This is a genomic window from uncultured Parolsenella sp. (assembly GCF_934660935.1).
Classification (GTDB): domain Bacteria; phylum Actinomycetota; class Coriobacteriia; order Coriobacteriales; family Atopobiaceae; genus Parolsenella.
This window is the reverse complement of the sequence record NZ_CAKUIH010000006.1, coordinates 14,837-29,476: the sequence shown is the minus strand read 5'-3', so window position 1 is coordinate 29,476 and position 14,640 is coordinate 14,837. Positions and strand designations below refer to the sequence as shown.

Genomic DNA, 14,640 nt, shown 5'->3' with positions numbered 1-14,640 from the left:
GGTCGCATATGAAAGAACTAGCTAGCGTCGCTCGCATACGCGGCGAGCGCGAAGGCCATGCTACTTGGCGATGTCCTGGAACATCTCCCAAGCCTCGACGTCGGTCATGCCCTCGTGGACGATCTTGTTGACGCACTGGGCCATCTCGATGGGGTGCGTGGACTGGAAGATGTTGCGGCCCATGTCAACGCCGTGGGCACCCTTGCGGATGACGTCATAGGCGAGGTGCAGGGCGTCCTTCTCGGGAAGCTTCTTGCCGCCGGCGACAACGATGGGCACGGGGCAGGCAGCCACGACCTCCTCGAAGTCATCGCAGTCATAGGTCTTGACCATCTGGCAGCCCATCTCGGCGATGATGCGAGTGGCGAGCTTGAAGAAGCGCGGGGTGCGCTCCATGTCCTTGCCCACGGCGCAGACGCCGAGCGTCGGAATGCTGTAACGGAAGCCGGCGTTGATGGTCTGGCTCAGGTTGTCGATGGAGGACAGCTGGCCGTCGCCGCCAATGAAGGTCTGAACGGCCATGCAGTCGGCGTTCATGCGGATGGCGTCCTCGACGTCAACAGCGATGACCTCGTGAGAGAGGTCAGCCTGGAGCATGGAGGAGCCGGAGGTGGTGCGGAGGGCGATGCCCTTCGTGATCTCGGGCGGGACGCAGGAGCGAATGGCGCCGCGAGTGCCCATGAAGCAGTCAACGTAGGGAGCGAGCTGCGGCAGGAGCAGGTCGAGACGCTCGAGACCGGCGGTGGCGCCCATGAAGTAGCCGTGGTCGAAGGCGAACATCACGGTGTTGCCGCTCTTGGGATTGAAGATGTTGGAGAGGTGCTTCTTCATGCCCCAATCAAGGCTGTTGGCGCCCTTGACGTAGAAGCCCTTGTCGTTCGCAAACGGGGTGTCGACGTGGTAGTCGTGAGCGACCTTCAGTCCATCCAGATCAGCCATAGGTGGATTCCTTTCCTCGTTCGCCTCCCACGCCCCCGCGGGAGGTCGCCAGTATGGTAGCGATTTGACAGATGCGGCCCGCGTCAGCGAATGCGCTGCGCAAGCATGAGGCGGAGCCTCCGTGGTATCGGACAACAATGTCCCCACTCGTGTGTGCCCCGCGTGAGAGCGTGCGCGAGTCGCCAGGCGAACGACCTCACGCGGGGCAAACGGGGACGCCGCCGAGCGGCGACGCCCCCTTGCAAGGAGCGAAGCGACAGCTTAGAAGCTGTAGTCGTTCATGTTGTCCTTGGTGAAGACGAGGCGCTCGGGCAGGAGCACGACGCCGTTGTTCTCGTCGAGCGTCTCGGCGCCCTCGGAGATGGAGTCGTTGGCCTCGACGGTGACGTCACCGATGCTCGGGATGGAGATGGTGTCGCCGACCTTGACGGTGTTGCCAGCGGCGAGGTAGGCAGCGACGAAGCAGCCCATGGCGCCCTGGACGGCGCAGTCCCAGAGGCCCCAGTTGTAGATGGTGCCGTGCTCGCAGTAGCTCTTGATGGACTGCGGGGAAGCGAAGCCCGTGATCGTGATCTTCGTGGCGTCGTAGCCCTTGTTCTCGGCGGCCTGGAGCTGGCCGGGGAGAGCGGTGGAGTCGTTGCAGATGATCAGGTCAATGTCGGGGTAAGCGTCGAGAACGGCCTCGCCGGTCGTGATGGCGAGCTCGGCGTCCTGGTTGCTGTAGTAGTTGTCAGCGACCTTCTTCCAGTTCGGGTAATCCTTCTGGATGATGGCCTCGGCGGCAACCTGCCAGGAGTTCTGGTCGGTAACGGTGGCCTGAGAGTAGTGCCAGACGTAGGTGATCTCGTCGGCAGAGGGATCCTTGCCGCGCTCCTTGAGGCCGTCGACGGACATATCGACGAGCATCTGGCCGAGGATCTCAGGGGTGCCCTGGGAAACCATGAGGGTACGGTCCTCGACCTGGGCGTCGGAGTCCCAGGTGGTGACGACGATGCCGGCGTCCGTGGCCTTCTTCAGGGCGTCAGACACACCAGCGGCGTCAACCGTGGAGATGCAGAGGGCGTCGACGCCATTGGCGACGGCCTGGTTGATGACGGCGACCTGAGCGGACGCGGAAGCGGTGGAATCGCCGATGTAGTCAACGGTGATGCCCCAGTCCTTGGCGTACTTCTGAGCGCCGTCGTTGGCGGACTCGAAGAAGGCGTTGCCGGTCACCTTCGGGATGAAGGCGACGGTCTTGCCGGCGATGTCTCCACCCTCGGCAGCACCGCTGGCGGCAGCGGTGGTGGCGGCGGAACCAGAGCCACCACAGCCGGCCAGGCCAAGGCCTGCGACGGCGGCGCCAGCACCGGCAACCTTCAGGAATCCGCGACGAGTCATGTTCTTCATAACTAACGAACCTCCCTTATCTTGCCCATTATTGGGCACTTGCCTCCGAACTACCCTTCCTTGCAAACAGCGAGCGCAGCCACGGGACGATTCCCGTGTTTGTCGCCGCAGAACGCCCAACGATGACCGCGACAAGCAGGACACCAACCGGAATGTCGAGGTACTGGGTGCCGATCTTGAAGCAGAGCGGGAGACCGAAGCGAAGGAACGCGATGGCGAGAGATGCCAGGGCGGTTCCGATGATCGATCCCTTGCCGCCCGTGGAGAGCGTGCCTCCGAGGACGACGGCCGTGATGATGTCCATCGTGAGATCGCCACCGAGATCGGACTTAGCGGTGCCGAGGTACGCGGTGAGAACGGTACCGGCGATGGCGGCGGCGAGCGCGCTCAGGACATACGTGGACATTATCACCCTGCGCGTATTAATGCCCGAGTATTCGGCAGCCGAGGGGTTTACGCCGGTGAGTATCACCTTGCGGCCATACTTGGTCTTGTGAAGCAGGATGTAAGCGACCACGAGCATGACAACATAGATGATGATCTGGAACGGGATCTCGCCGCCGACCTTGTAGTTCGCGATGAATTTGAACTCGTCGGGGAAGCCTCCGATGGACTCGTACGAGGCGGTGCTGGAAAGCGTGGAGACGAGCAGGGCGAGGCCAGAGTACAGGAAGCTGCCGCCCAGGGTAATGACCATCGCTTGGACGCCGCAATAGCCAATCAAGAAGCCAGAGAGCGCGCCACAGAGGCAGACGACGACGGTAGCGAGCGCAACGGCGGCCCAGATGGACAGGCCGAAGTCCTGCCAGGATACGCCGATGATGATCGACGTGAGGCCAACGAGCGAGGCAACCTGAATGTCGATGCCGCCAGTGCACATGACGAGCGTGACGAAGAGCGACAGGATGAACACGGCAAGGTTGTCGTTGATGCTGGTGAAGAGGAGTGCCGGACGCAGGAACTTGGGATTGGCGCCGCCAAAGATGGCGAACTCCAGGACGATAAGAACCACGAGCAGGATGTTCCAGGCGGACTGGCCGTGGGTGAGCACCTTCTTGAGCTTATCCATTACTGCTCACCGCCCTTCTCGGCGTTGGCATCCGCAGCAGGGGCCTCCGCAGCGGGAGCCGAGGCGGAGACGCGGGCAGCGAGCCTCGCGTGACGGTTGTTGACGAGCGAGCGGTGCTGGATCACGGCGTCGACGACGACGATGACGAGCAGAATGATGCCGGTGATCGCGTTGTCGTAGTTGGACGAGAAGCCCATGAAGACGAGCAGGTAGGAGATCGAGGCCATGATGACGGCGCCGATGGCAGAGCCGATCACGGAGCCGACGCCGCCGGCGAGCGAGATGCCACCGAGGACGCAGGCCGCGATGGCCTTCATCTCATAGCCGTTGCCGCTCATCGGGGTGACGAAGCCGATGCGGCTGCAGAAGATCACGCCACCGATGGAGGCCATGACCGCGCAGATCACATAGGCGAGCATCTTCGTCTTGAGCGTGGGCAGGCCGACGAGCGTGGCACCCTGGGCGTTGTCGCCCACGGCCACGAAGTAACGGCCCTGACGCGTGCGGGTGAGGATGAGGTGGATGATGATAACGAGCGCGATGACGGCGCAGTAGTAGACCGTCAGGGGGCCAACCAGCGTGACGGACGAGAAGTCCTTGAAGGACTTGGGCAGGTTCTCAACCCAGGCACCATTCGTGTACAGGTAGATGATGCCGCGCAGGATGCCGTTGACGCCGAGGGTGAAGATCAGCGACGGCGCACCCATGATGCAGACGCCCCAACCGTTGATGAGGCCGATGACGACGCCAATGATGATGGCGACGACGATTGCGACCACGAGCGACTGCCCGTCGCGCAGGAACGTGCCGACGACAGCGGCGACGAGGCCGAGGTTCGAGCCGACGGAAACGTCGATCTCACCAATGAACAGGACGAAGGCCATACCAACTGCAATAAGCGTGTAGACGACGGACGTGTTGAAGCACGCGGAGACGTTGGACGGGCTCAAGAACATCGGGTTCATGAAGCCAACGATGGCAAACAGCGCGATGAGGAAGATCAGGCTGGTGAGCTCGCGCGCCTTGAATAGCTTCTTTACCTTCTCCATCGATTACACCTCTTTCCTCTGGTCGCTATCCGAACGGGTCTCTTCGATCTGGCGGTTTAGGCTCATGCCGGCACCGCCTCCTTGTCGCCGGAGACGCCAAAGGCGGCGGCCATGAGGTTGTCCTGCGTGATATCCGCCTTCTTGAACTCGCTGTTGATGCGACCCTGGAACATGACCACGGCGCGGTCGGCGAGCTCGACGACCTCCTCCATGTCAGAGGAGATGAGAAGGATCGAAACGCCGGTCTTGCGGAGTTCCTGGAGCACGGCGTAGACGTCACCACGAGCCGCGGCGTCGATGCCGCGGGTGGGCTCGTCGAGGATGACGAGCTTGGGCTCGGTCGCGAAGATGCGGCCGATGATGATCTTCTGCTGGTTGCCGCCGGAAAGGCCGCCAACCTCCTGATCGAGGCCCGTTACCTTGGTGCGGAAGTCATTGACGTAGCCCTGGCTGATCTCGTCAGCCTTCTTGGAGTTGAGCAGGAAGCTACCGATCTTCTTGCCGCAGAGCAGCGAGCTCGTCGTGTTCTCGGAGACGTCGCGAATGCGGAAGAGGGCGTCAGCGAAGCGGTCCTCGGGCAGGTAGTTGACGCCGGCGTTGATGACGTCAGGCGTCTTCATGCCCGTGATGTCGCGACCGTCGAGGAGCACCTTGCCGCCCAGCACCTTGTCGCGGCCGAAGATGGTGGTCGCCATCTCGGTGCGGCCGGCGCCCACGACGCCAGCCATGCCCACGATCTCGCCGGGGTAGACCTTGAGGTTGACATCGGCGAAGCCATAGCCGCTGAAGTCCTTGAGCTCGAGAACGGGCCTCGCGTCATAGTCGATAACGTCAGACGCGACAACCTTCTCCTTCTCGATGTTGCCGGCATCAGGCGGAAGCAGGCCGCGGACGAGGTCCTCGCGCGTGAATTCCTTCACGCTGCCCTGCATGGCGACGATGCCGTCGCGGAGGATGGCGACCGTCGTGGCGAGCTCGAAGACCTCGGCCAGACGGTGGGTGATGTAGACGATGCCAATGTTCTTCTTCTGCAGCTCATGCACGCAGTTGAACAGGCTCTGGACCTCATCGAAGGTGAGTGCCGAGGTGGGCTCGTCGAGGATGAGCACCTCAGGGTCGCGCATGAGGCCACGGAGAATCTCGACCATGCCCTGCTCCGCGATGGAGAGCGTGAGGGCCTTGCGGTCGAGGTCCATGTGCCAACCCGTGGTATCCATGACCTTCTCGAGGCGCTCGGACAGCACGGAGGGCTTCTCGTTGAAGCCAATCGTGATGTTCTCGCGCACGGTCATGTTCGGGAACAGCATGGGCTCCTGCGGAACCATATAGATGCTGTGGGCGAGAGCGGCCTTGGGGTTGGAGATGTCAACCTTGTCTCCGCCGATCTCGATCTCTCCGCTATCAGCCGAGTAGATGCCCATGATGATCTTCATGAGCGTCGACTTACCAGCGCCGTTACCTCCGATGAGTGCGAGCACCTCGCCCGGACGGACCTCCAGGCTAATGCCCTTCAGGACCGCGTTGGTTCCGAAGGACTTATAGATGTCGTGCACTGACAGAAGCGTGTCACGGCTCTGGATGTCCTCGACAACCTCGCGGAGGGCATGCGTGGCGCCCGTCGTGGGCGTCGTCTGGGTATCGTTGGTCATTCGATTCCCTCCCCTTGGACAAATGACACAGTCAGCAACGAAATATTTCGATACGCCTAAGACGGTATCCATTCGAGTCCGCCCGCCAAATGACGTGGAGACCGAACGGTAGGAATTGGCCAACGAACGGTAATTTGCTCACGAGGTGGACGATTGTCCAGAATTGTAAGCAATCAAGTGTCGCCATAACAGGCTTGTGGCGGCCCACCAACCAGGCCCAACATATTGCGGACAGATTTGCATCTCACGCAGCAGCTTTGTTTCATGCGGATTACACCCCATATAAATGCGATTATTAACGCGCTGACATCCCATTGGTGCTGTTCGCCTAGGAGTTCAGACCTCTCGCGGGAATTACCATCGCATTCGATTGACTCTCCCTTATGTGAGGGGTATAGCAAAAGTGTACTTTTGTTGGTCGCTTCGACATTTGTTCGCTTTTAAGGGTTCATTCAGAGCCCCACATGAAAGCGGTCGCGCGGCACTGGAATGGCCATGCGACAGAGAGGCGCGCACGAGGAAGGGGGCGGCACATGGCCGATGCGGACTACCAGCTGATGCTCAAGGCAACCTGGTACTACTACATGGAGAACTACACCCAGCAGCAGATTTCTCAGCTCTTGGGCGTGAGCAGGGCCAAGGTCATTCGCCTTCTCGACGAGGCGCGCGCCACCGGGGTCATCCGCTTCCTCTTCCGCGACGATGACCGCATGCGCATGGAGGTCGAGCGCGCTCTCATCGGCTATTTCCACCTCGACGACGCCTTCGTCGTGCCCACGCCGGCGCACGCGGCAGACCTCACGCAGAGCATCGCCCAGGCGGCCTCCGTCTATATTGCAGATCACCTTCGCGCGGACGGCTTCCTCAACATCGGCTATGGCGACATGACGGGACTCATCCTCGACAACCTCGCCTCGAACCGCCGATTCGACATCAATGTCGCGAGCCTTACGGGCGGCGTGAGCTACTACCTTCCCAAGGTGAGCTCCGATGTCTTCGCGATGCACCTCTACCTCGTGCCCTCTCCCCTGATCCTCTCCTCCGCGGATCTCAGGGACCAGCTCCTCAAGGAGCCGGCGATCCAGGATGTCTTCCGCATGACTTCCCATGCGGACATGACCGTCGTGGGCGTGGGAAGCATGGACGAGGACGCCACGATCATCCGCAACGGCATCCTCTCCAAGACGGATTTCGCGCTGCTCAAGATGCAGGGCGCCGTGGGAGACATCCTCAACCACTTCATCGACGCCGGCGGCAACCCCGTTGGCACCTCCATCGAGGACCGCATCGTCAGCTCGAGCCTCGACAAGCTCCAGAGCATGCGCAACGTCATCGGCGCGGCGGGAGGCTCCGTAAAGGTGCCCGCCATGCACGCGGCCCTCACGCACGGCTATTTCAACGTCCTCGTTACGGACGAACAAACGGCAAAGGAACTCCTCGAGTATTCGACCAAGAGCTAGGAGATGTACGCCATGGCAAAGTACCTGATGGCAATGGACGCGGGAACCGGCAGCGTGCGCGCTGTCATCTTCTCCACCGAAGGCGACCAGGTGGGCTGCGTCCAGAAGGAGTGGACCCACAACGAGGATCCCCGTTGGCCTGGCAGCATGGACTTCGACTGGGTCACCAACTGGGATCTCGCCCGCACCTGTGTGAGCGAGGTTCTCGCCGAGACGGGCATCGACGCCTCAGACATCGCCGCCGTCTCGACCACCTGCATGCGCGAGGGCATCCTCCTCTATGACGAGGAGGGCAACGAGATTTGGGCTTGCGCCAACGTCGACGCCCGCTCAAACGACGAGGTGGGCGAACTCATCGCCATGAACCCGGAGCTTGAGGCGGAGCTCTACCGCGAGAGCGGCCAGACCTACGCCCTCGGCGCCCTCCCGCGCCTGCTGTGGGTCAAGAACAAGATGCCCGAGGTCTATGAGAAGACCGCCCGCATCGGCATGTTCAACGACTGGCTCATCTACAAGCTCACCGGCGAGCTGGCCGTCGAGCCCTCCAACGGCTCGACCACCGGCATCATGAGCCTCGAGACCCGCAACTGGGACCCGACCATCGCCGAGCGCTGTGGCCTGCGCACCGACATCTTCGGCGCAGTCAAGGAGAGCGGCGAGCTCGCCGGCCACGTCAACGCCAAGGGCGCCGCTGACACCGGCCTTGCCGAGGGCACGCCCGTCATCGTTGGCGGCGGCGACTGCCAGCTTGGCATGATCGGCGTGGGTGCCTGTCTCCCCAACCAGGCCGGCGTCTTTGGCGGCAGCTTCTGGCAGTACGAGTTCAACACCGACAACGCCGCCACCGACCCGCAGTGCCGCGTGCGCGTAAACTGCCACGCCACCCCGGGCGTCTGGCAGTACGAGGCACTCGCCTTCAAGCCGGGCCTCGTCATGCGCTGGTTCCGCGATGGCTTCTGCCAGGCGGAGAAGGAACAGGCCAAGGCCGAGGGCCGCGATGTCTATGACGTCATGAACGAGCACGCCGAGAAGATCCCCGCGGGCTCCTACGGCATGCTCTGCTGCTTCAGCGACGTCATGAACTACATCCACTGGACGCACTCCTCGCCCACCTTCACCAACTTCGAGCTCGAGCCGGAGAAGTTCAACAAGTACACCTTCTACCGTGCCATCCTCGAGAACACGGCGCTGCTTGTTCGCGGTCACATCGACCTCGTCCGCGAGGCCACGGGCAACGAGCCCGACGAGCTCATGTTCGCCGGTGGCGCCTCCAAGAGCCCGCTCTGGAGCCAGATCGTCGCCGACGTCACAGGCAAGACGGTCAAGGTCCCCGTGGTGAAGGAGGCCACCGCCCTTGGCGCCGCCATCATCGCCGGCACCGGCGTGGGCATCTACCCGAGCGTCTCCGAGGGCGCCAAGCAGGTCGTCAAGTTCGAGCGCACCTTCGAGCCCAACCCCGAGAACGCCGCCGTCTACGAGGAGCTCTACAAGACGTGGCGTGAGGTCTACAAGGCGCAGTTTGCGCTGAGCGAGGCCGGCGTGACCAAGAGCATGTGGCGCGCGCCCGGCCTGTAACGTCCTCGCACGCCGCGGTGGCTCACAGTCGTGCGTCACCGCGGCGCCGATCCGCCCATCAGGCAGGCGCGAGCGTTTGCACGCCAGCAGTCCGGCCGCGCGCTCGCGTATCAATTAGTCCCAGTCCGCACGCCCAAACCTGGGCGAGTAAAAGGAGCAAAACATGGCAGAGACCTTCGTCGTCAACGAGAACGACTTCGAGTACCGCTTCGGTGATTCTGGCCCTAAGTATCTCATGAAGGGCCCGCGCATGAACTACGCGCTGGTACAGTTCCAGCCCCACCAGAACTTCCAGGCCCACCACCACAACATCATGGAGGAGAACTTCTTCATCCTCGAGGGCAAGGTCGACATCGTGGTCGACGGCGTCGTGCACACGCTATCCGCCGGAGACTTCATTCACATTGGCCCGGGCGAGGTCCACTTCGTGAACAATCCGTATGACGAGCCCATCAAGATGGTCTCCACTCTCGCCCCCTTCCAGGAGGTCGACAAGATCGAGGACCCGAACCCCGAGTACTAGGGGCATCGCCGTAGGCCACGAATAGCGAGAGCATTTCGGTTGCGGCATCTCGCAATACCGCTTGGCCCCATCGACGCCTCTCGGCCAGCATTGCGCGCAACACGAAGCGCGCGGGTTCGGTAGAATGTTCTTCTGCCCGGAGGAGTGGCAGAGCGGTTGAATGCGGCGGTCTTGAAAACCGTTGGGCGGCTCGTCCGTCTCGAGAGTTCGAATCTCTCCTCCTCCGCCATTTGACGAGCAAGCGGGGCAGCGATCACAAGGTCGCTGTTCCGCTTTTCTATTAGGCCGAGAGGGACATCGGATGGCGCGAGGCCTGGGTATACTTCCTACCAAGCGCCGCAGGAAGCGGCATTACCGCAAGGAGATTGCCATGCCCGCAATTATTGTCATCGCCGTTATCGCGATTGCCGTCGTCGCGTTCTGCATCAAGATCAGCAACGACATCGTCCGTGCCTCCAACCGCTGCGATAACGCCTGGGATCAGATTAACGCCCAGCTCAAGCGCCGCGGTGACCTCATTCCCAACCTCGTCGAGACCGTCAAGGGCTACGCTTCGCACGAGTCCGGCACGCTCGAGGCCGTCATCGCCGCCCGCAACGGCGTGACCACCGCCAGCACGCCCGAGGATGTCATGGCTGCCGACAACCAGCTCACCGGCGCCCTCCGCCAGCTCTTCGCCCTCTCCGAGAGCTACCCTGACCTGAAGGCCAACGTCAACTTCCAGCAGCTCCAGGCGCAGCTTGAGGAGACCGAGAACAAGATCGTCTACGCTCGCCAGAGCTATAACGACTGCGTCCTCATGTTCAACAACGCCATCCAGACCTTCCCCGGCACCCTCTTCGCCGGCGGCCGCATGCCCAGGAAGGGTTTCGAGATTTCCGAGGCCGACGCCACCGCACCCCGGGTGCAGTTCTAGTCTCGCTTACGCACAAGCCGGAAGGGCCCCATCCCATTTCGTCGCATTCTCGCGCCTTTGGCGCTCGAAAAATGCTCCTCAATGGGATGGGGCCCTTCCTCTACGTTGTCGACACGTTTCCCTTAGCTTCTTCTTAAACCCGCACTAAAGAAGCGAATGGAAGCGCTGCAACGATCGCGGCGGGGCGAGGGGAAGGTTGAGAGGCATTTCCCCTGCCCGCTCTAAAGAAGCGAATGAAAGCGCTCTAACGACCGCCGAAAGGGTGGGGGAGGGTTGAGGGGCATTTTCGCAGCGCGCAAAGCGCGCAAGTATGCCCCGAGGCCCTCCCCCACCCTTTCGGCTTGGGATCCGTTAGCAGCCGGCCATGATCTGGATTCCGGCGCTGCAACCGAGGCGGTCGGCGCCGGCCTCGACCATGGCACGGGCCTCATCGGCGGTGTGAATGCCGCCAGCGGCCTTAACCAGACAGCGGTCGCCCACGGTCTTGCGCATGAGGGCGACATCGGCCACGGTAGCGCCGCCGGTGGAGAAGCCCGTGCTCGTCTTCACGAAGGTCGCACCGGCCTCGACGGAGAGCTCGCAAGCCTTGGCCTTCTGCTCATCCGTAAGCAGGCAGGCCTCGATGATGACCTTCACGCACTTACCGTCAGCAGCCTTCACGACAGCCGCGATGTCATCGCGAACGGCGTCATACTCGCCATCAAGCAGCCAGCCGATGTTGATGACCATGTCGACCTCGTCAGCACCGGCCTCAACGGCAAGGCGGGTCTCGGCGGCCTTGGCCTCAGTCAGCATGGCACCCAGGGGGAAGCCGACGACGCAGCACGTCTTGACCTCGCTGCCAGCCAGCTTCTCGTGCGCCAGGGGCACCCAGCAGGTGTTCACACAGACGGAGGCGAAGTTGTATTCGAGGGCCTCGTCGCAGAGCTTCTCGATCTGAGCGCGCGTGGCGTTGGCCTTCAGCAGCGTGTGATCAATCATGCGGTTAAGTTCCATGGTTCCTCCCTTGCTTAGCGCCCGCAGGCGCCCTGCCTACAAAGCGGGACACGCCAAAGGTGCACCCTGCTTCAAAGGCAAGTCTGGTTTGGTTTGCTGGAGATTAACAGGGGGCGCGCATAGAGCGGGCGGGTCACACCCGGAAATGACACAAAACTCTCCAGAGCAACGTTCAAATGAAAGACCCGGGCTGCCGCCAGCTTTCGCCACGCGACAGCACCGGGCCCGTTCCTCTGGAAAGGATTCCATCAAATCTGATGGTGTGCGCCCGTGGGGCGCGGAGATGCCTACTGCTCGAGAGCAGCGACCAGCTTCTCCTTGAGCTCGTTCTTGTCAACGATGTTGGTGAGAACGACCTTGCGCTCATCAGGAACACCCTTGATGAAGTCGGCGAGATCGCGGCCGACGACGAAGAGGTCAGCCATCTCGGGCGTAACGTCAGAGGTGGTGGTGTGACCGACGGTGACGTCGCTCTTGCCGAGCTCCTTGAGGACGCTCTCGATGTTCATCTGGACCATAAGGCTGGAGCCAAGGCCAGAGCCACAAGCGCACATAATGCTGCGGACTTCCATGTTTCCTCTTTTCATATCGCGATTGACCGGAAGGCCAACCGCTTGTTGGCGGTACGCGGATGCCCGCGCATATCAGATATTACCCAATTGCGGGGCCGAAGCCGCAGCCCCGACCCCGCAACCGGTAAGTGACACTATTAAAGGGTTAGACGGATAACACGAGCTAGAACGCCATGTTGGTCGTTAACCCTCCGCAGCAGATGCTACTCGGCAGCAGCAGCCTTGGGCTTCGGGGCGACGAAGTTGTAAACGATCGGCACAACGAAGCAAAGGAGGCAGATGACGAACAGCGGCATGCCAGGGGTGGCCTGGGCGAGGTTACCAAACACGATGCCGAGCCAGGAGAAGTCGGCGTCAGAGAAGGTAGCGGAGGTGAAGCCCAGAGCCGTGAAGACGGGCATGCAGATGGCAGGCAGGAAGGTGATGAGCAGGCCGTGGACGAAGGCGCCGGCGACGCAGCCCTTGAGGCCGCCCTCAGCGTTGCCGAAGACACCAGCGGAAGCGCCGCAGAAGAAGTGCGGGACAACGCCGGGGAGAATCAGGGCAACAGGAGCGAGGTTGGCGTCGATGGCCATAAGGATGAAGAGGCCCAGGATGCCACCAAGGAAGGAGACGAGGAAGCCGATGATGACCGCGTTAGGAGCGTACGGGAAGCAGACCGGGCAGTCGATGGCGGGGATGGCGCCAGGGACGAGCTTCTCGGAGATGCCCTTGAAGGCGGGGACGATCTCGCCGACGATCAGACGGACGCCGGAAAGAACGATGTAGACGCCACCAGCGAAGGCCATGCCGGACTCGAGGGCCCAGACAATCCAGTTGGTCGTGGTCTCGGTGCCAACGTTCAGGAGAACGTTGAGGTTGGAGAACTGCGTCGGGTCAGCGTCGAGGATGCCGTTGGCAACGGCAACGCCGGTCACGATGAGGAAGAAGAGCATCATCGTGATGGAGATGGCGACGGTGGTGTCGCGCAGGAAGATGAGGCGCTTCGGGAAGTTGATGTCCTCAGTGGACTTGCCGCCCTTGAAGAGCTTGCCGACCTGGCCGGCGATGGCGTAGCCGATGCCACCGAAGTGACCGAAGCCCACGGCGTCACCAGCGCCAGTCACCTTGCGGAAGGTGGGCTGGCAGTAAGCCGGCGAGAGAACCATGATCATAGCGAGGACGCAGCCACCGCCGATGATGAGCATCGGGCCCTCGAGGCCACCGATGCTGAGCACGACGGCGAGCATGCAGGCCATGTACAGCGTGTGGTGACCAGTGAGGAAGATATAGTGCATGCGGGAGAAGCGAGCAAGCACGATGTTCAGGGCCATGCCAACGCACATGATCAGAGCGGAGTCAGAGCCGAACTGGGTGAGAGCCATGGAAACGACGGCCTCGTTGTTCGGGACGACGCCCTGCATGTGGAAGGCGTAGTTGAACAGCTCGCCAAAGGCGAGCAGGGAGCCGGACTGCAGGTAGCTAGAACCAGCAGTGAGCACGAGGAAGCCGACAACGGTCTTCACGGTGCCCATAACAATATCCTCCATGGCCTTGCCCTGGAGAGCGAGACCGAGGAGTGCGAGGAGGCCGACTAGCAGTGCCGGCTCGGTCAGAATGCTGACGATAAAGTTAATAACAGCCATTCTTCCCTTCCTTTCCTTCCAAATTACTCCTACAAATGCCGCGTTTTGTGGCTGCGGACACTCCGCGCGGCGCGATCGCCAATATCAAAAAGTTACGCCTCGGCAGGGGCGACGAAATCGGCGTAAACCTCATCCGCGTCCTTGGCCTCGGCAATCTTGGTGATGTTGGCGGGATCACTGAACATAACGGCGAGCGAGCGCATGACCTCAATGTGAGAGTCAGCATCCTCGGCGGCGAGCGTCACGAGAAGGCGGACATCCGGGCCCTCCTCCTTGAAGCGCACTGGCTCGCGAAGAACGGTAACGGCGAGCTGCTGCTTGATGACGCCCTGCTCGGGACGAGCGTGAAGAAGGGCGAGATCGGGGCAGATGACGAAGTAGGGGCCGAACTCCTTAGCGTTCGAGATGATGCCGTCGATGTAATCGCTCTTGACGTAGCCCTGGTCGACGAGCGGCTGAACCGCGACGTGGACGGACTCCTCCCAGTCAGAGACCTTCTCGATGATCTGCACGTTCTCACGCTTGAGCATGTCCTCCATACCGGCCATGGACAAACCCCTTTCTGCATTAAAAAGGCATAGTTCCACTCACATTCTTCACCGATTGTACACGACCGGCAAGAAACAGATTCGACATTTCCTGGTTTTTCCTGTTTTGTCCTTTTTGCTTCCCGCTTACGGTAGGTTTTTAGCCGCGAACGGTAGGTGCCGGTCTGTCTTATTTCCTGTTCCATCCACTTCGTGCGCGACTTAGTAAATAGTTTTACCTGGGGTTTTAGATCTCGCCTCGTTAATATGCGAGTCGATTAGCACATTATCTCCAGGCATGTGAAGGACAAATTCGGACTTATTATGTAAGCAACCGCCCTATTAACCCGT

The 14,640-nt window shown here is 61.4% G+C and carries 13 protein-coding genes and 1 tRNA gene; 5 read left to right on the top strand and 9 right to left on the bottom strand.

The features are described 5' to 3' along the window. Positions 1-60: 60 nt before the first annotated feature. The 5 genes from lsrF to Q0H23_RS04270 form a co-directional block, all read right to left on the bottom strand. On the bottom strand, positions 61-939 hold the full coding sequence (lsrF, locus tag Q0H23_RS04290; RefSeq protein ID WP_293814765.1) for a 3-hydroxy-5-phosphonooxypentane-2,4-dione thiolase: 879 nt from the start codon (positions 937-939) through the stop codon (positions 61-63). A 261-nt stretch (positions 940-1,200) separates the two neighbouring features. Further along, positions 1,201-2,328 carry a substrate-binding domain-containing protein gene (locus Q0H23_RS04285; protein WP_293836083.1) on the bottom strand — a complete coding sequence of 376 codons (1,128 nt, stop codon included), beginning with the start codon at positions 2,326-2,328 and terminating at the stop codon, positions 1,201-1,203. A 28-nt stretch (positions 2,329-2,356) separates the two neighbouring features. Further along, on the bottom strand, positions 2,357-3,397 hold the full coding sequence (locus tag Q0H23_RS04280; RefSeq protein ID WP_293836080.1) for an ABC transporter permease: 1,041 nt from the start codon (positions 3,395-3,397) through the stop codon (positions 2,357-2,359). Further along, the gene (locus Q0H23_RS04275; RefSeq protein WP_293836077.1) at positions 3,397-4,446 is read right to left on the bottom strand and encodes an ABC transporter permease; all 1,050 of its coding nucleotides are present in this window, start codon (positions 4,444-4,446) and stop codon (positions 3,397-3,399) included. Before Q0H23_RS04275 ends, Q0H23_RS04280 begins: the two co-directional genes overlap by 1 nt. A 62-nt stretch (positions 4,447-4,508) precedes the next feature. Further along, entirely contained in the window at positions 4,509-6,095 is a 1,587-nt protein-coding gene (locus Q0H23_RS04270) for a sugar ABC transporter ATP-binding protein (RefSeq protein ID WP_293836075.1), read from the bottom strand. Positions 6,096-6,628: 533 nt separating this feature from the next. Between Q0H23_RS04270 and Q0H23_RS04265 the strand changes: the two genes are divergently transcribed. The 5 genes from Q0H23_RS04265 to Q0H23_RS04245 all read left to right on the top strand — a co-directional run bounded on the left by Q0H23_RS04265 (position 6,629) and on the right by Q0H23_RS04245 (position 10,569). Next, entirely contained in the window at positions 6,629-7,555 is a 927-nt protein-coding gene (locus Q0H23_RS04265; protein ID WP_293836072.1) for a sugar-binding domain-containing protein, read from the top strand. A 12-nt stretch (positions 7,556-7,567) separates the two neighbouring features. Beyond that, positions 7,568-9,130, top strand: coding sequence for an autoinducer-2 kinase (lsrK, locus tag Q0H23_RS04260; RefSeq protein WP_293836070.1), 1,563 nt, complete (start codon positions 7,568-7,570; stop codon positions 9,128-9,130). Positions 9,131-9,293: 163 nt separating this feature from the next. Next, positions 9,294-9,653, top strand: a complete 360-nt coding sequence (locus Q0H23_RS04255) for a cupin domain-containing protein (RefSeq protein ID WP_293814779.1) — start codon at positions 9,294-9,296, stop codon at positions 9,651-9,653. A gap of 138 nt (positions 9,654-9,791) precedes the next feature. Then, positions 9,792-9,882: transfer RNA gene (locus Q0H23_RS04250), tRNA-Ser, on the top strand. A 141-nt stretch (positions 9,883-10,023) separates the two neighbouring features. Beyond that, positions 10,024-10,569: a LemA family protein gene (locus tag Q0H23_RS04245; RefSeq protein ID WP_293836067.1), complete on the top strand. Its 546-nt coding sequence runs from the start codon at positions 10,024-10,026 to the stop codon at positions 10,567-10,569. A gap of 351 nt (positions 10,570-10,920) precedes the next feature. On the opposite strand, the gene deoC is transcribed toward Q0H23_RS04245, so the two are convergent. The 4 genes from deoC to Q0H23_RS04225 form a co-directional block, all read right to left on the bottom strand. Then, on the bottom strand, positions 10,921-11,565 hold the full coding sequence (gene deoC, locus Q0H23_RS04240; RefSeq protein ID WP_293836065.1) for a deoxyribose-phosphate aldolase: 645 nt from the start codon (positions 11,563-11,565) through the stop codon (positions 10,921-10,923). 287 nt (positions 11,566-11,852) lie between these two features. Then, positions 11,853-12,137, bottom strand: coding sequence for a PTS sugar transporter subunit IIB (locus Q0H23_RS04235; RefSeq protein WP_293814784.1), 285 nt, complete (start codon positions 12,135-12,137; stop codon positions 11,853-11,855). 203 nt (positions 12,138-12,340) lie between these two features. Beyond that, the gene (locus Q0H23_RS04230; protein WP_293836062.1) at positions 12,341-13,762 is read right to left on the bottom strand and encodes a PTS ascorbate transporter subunit IIC; all 1,422 of its coding nucleotides are present in this window, start codon (positions 13,760-13,762) and stop codon (positions 12,341-12,343) included. A gap of 92 nt (positions 13,763-13,854) precedes the next feature. After that, positions 13,855-14,310 (bottom strand): PTS sugar transporter subunit IIA, encoded by a 456-nt coding sequence (locus Q0H23_RS04225; protein ID WP_293814788.1) that lies wholly within the window; start codon positions 14,308-14,310, stop codon positions 13,855-13,857. Between the last annotated feature and the right edge of the window lie 330 nt (positions 14,311-14,640).

What these genes read in the sequence shown, in the direction of transcription:
- Q0H23_RS04235 (WP_293814784.1), bottom strand. Translation starts at nt 12,137, where the DNA reads ATGGAAGTCCGCAGCATTATGTGCGCTTGTGGCTCTGGCCTTGGCTCC.
- Q0H23_RS04280 (WP_293836080.1), bottom strand. Translation starts at nt 3,397, where the DNA reads ATGGATAAGCTCAAGAAGGTGCTCACCCACGGCCAGTCCGCCTGGAAC.
- Q0H23_RS04225 (WP_293814788.1), bottom strand. Translation starts at nt 14,310, where the DNA reads ATGGCCGGTATGGAGGACATGCTCAAGCGTGAGAACGTGCAGATCATC.
- Q0H23_RS04285 (WP_293836083.1), bottom strand. Translation starts at nt 2,328, where the DNA reads ATGAAGAACATGACTCGTCGCGGATTCCTGAAGGTTGCCGGTGCTGGC.
- Q0H23_RS04255 (WP_293814779.1), top strand. Translation starts at nt 9,294, where the DNA reads ATGGCAGAGACCTTCGTCGTCAACGAGAACGACTTCGAGTACCGCTTC.
- Q0H23_RS04265 (WP_293836072.1), top strand. Translation starts at nt 6,629, where the DNA reads ATGGCCGATGCGGACTACCAGCTGATGCTCAAGGCAACCTGGTACTAC.
- Q0H23_RS04245 (WP_293836067.1), top strand. Translation starts at nt 10,024, where the DNA reads ATGCCCGCAATTATTGTCATCGCCGTTATCGCGATTGCCGTCGTCGCG.
- Q0H23_RS04230 (WP_293836062.1), bottom strand. Translation starts at nt 13,762, where the DNA reads ATGGCTGTTATTAACTTTATCGTCAGCATTCTGACCGAGCCGGCACTG.
- Q0H23_RS04275 (WP_293836077.1), bottom strand. Translation starts at nt 4,446, where the DNA reads ATGGAGAAGGTAAAGAAGCTATTCAAGGCGCGCGAGCTCACCAGCCTG.
- lsrK (WP_293836070.1), top strand. Translation starts at nt 7,568, where the DNA reads ATGGCAAAGTACCTGATGGCAATGGACGCGGGAACCGGCAGCGTGCGC.
- lsrF (WP_293814765.1), bottom strand. Translation starts at nt 939, where the DNA reads ATGGCTGATCTGGATGGACTGAAGGTCGCTCACGACTACCACGTCGAC.
- Q0H23_RS04270 (WP_293836075.1), bottom strand. Translation starts at nt 6,095, where the DNA reads ATGACCAACGATACCCAGACGACGCCCACGACGGGCGCCACGCATGCC.
- deoC (WP_293836065.1), bottom strand. Translation starts at nt 11,565, where the DNA reads ATGGAACTTAACCGCATGATTGATCACACGCTGCTGAAGGCCAACGCC.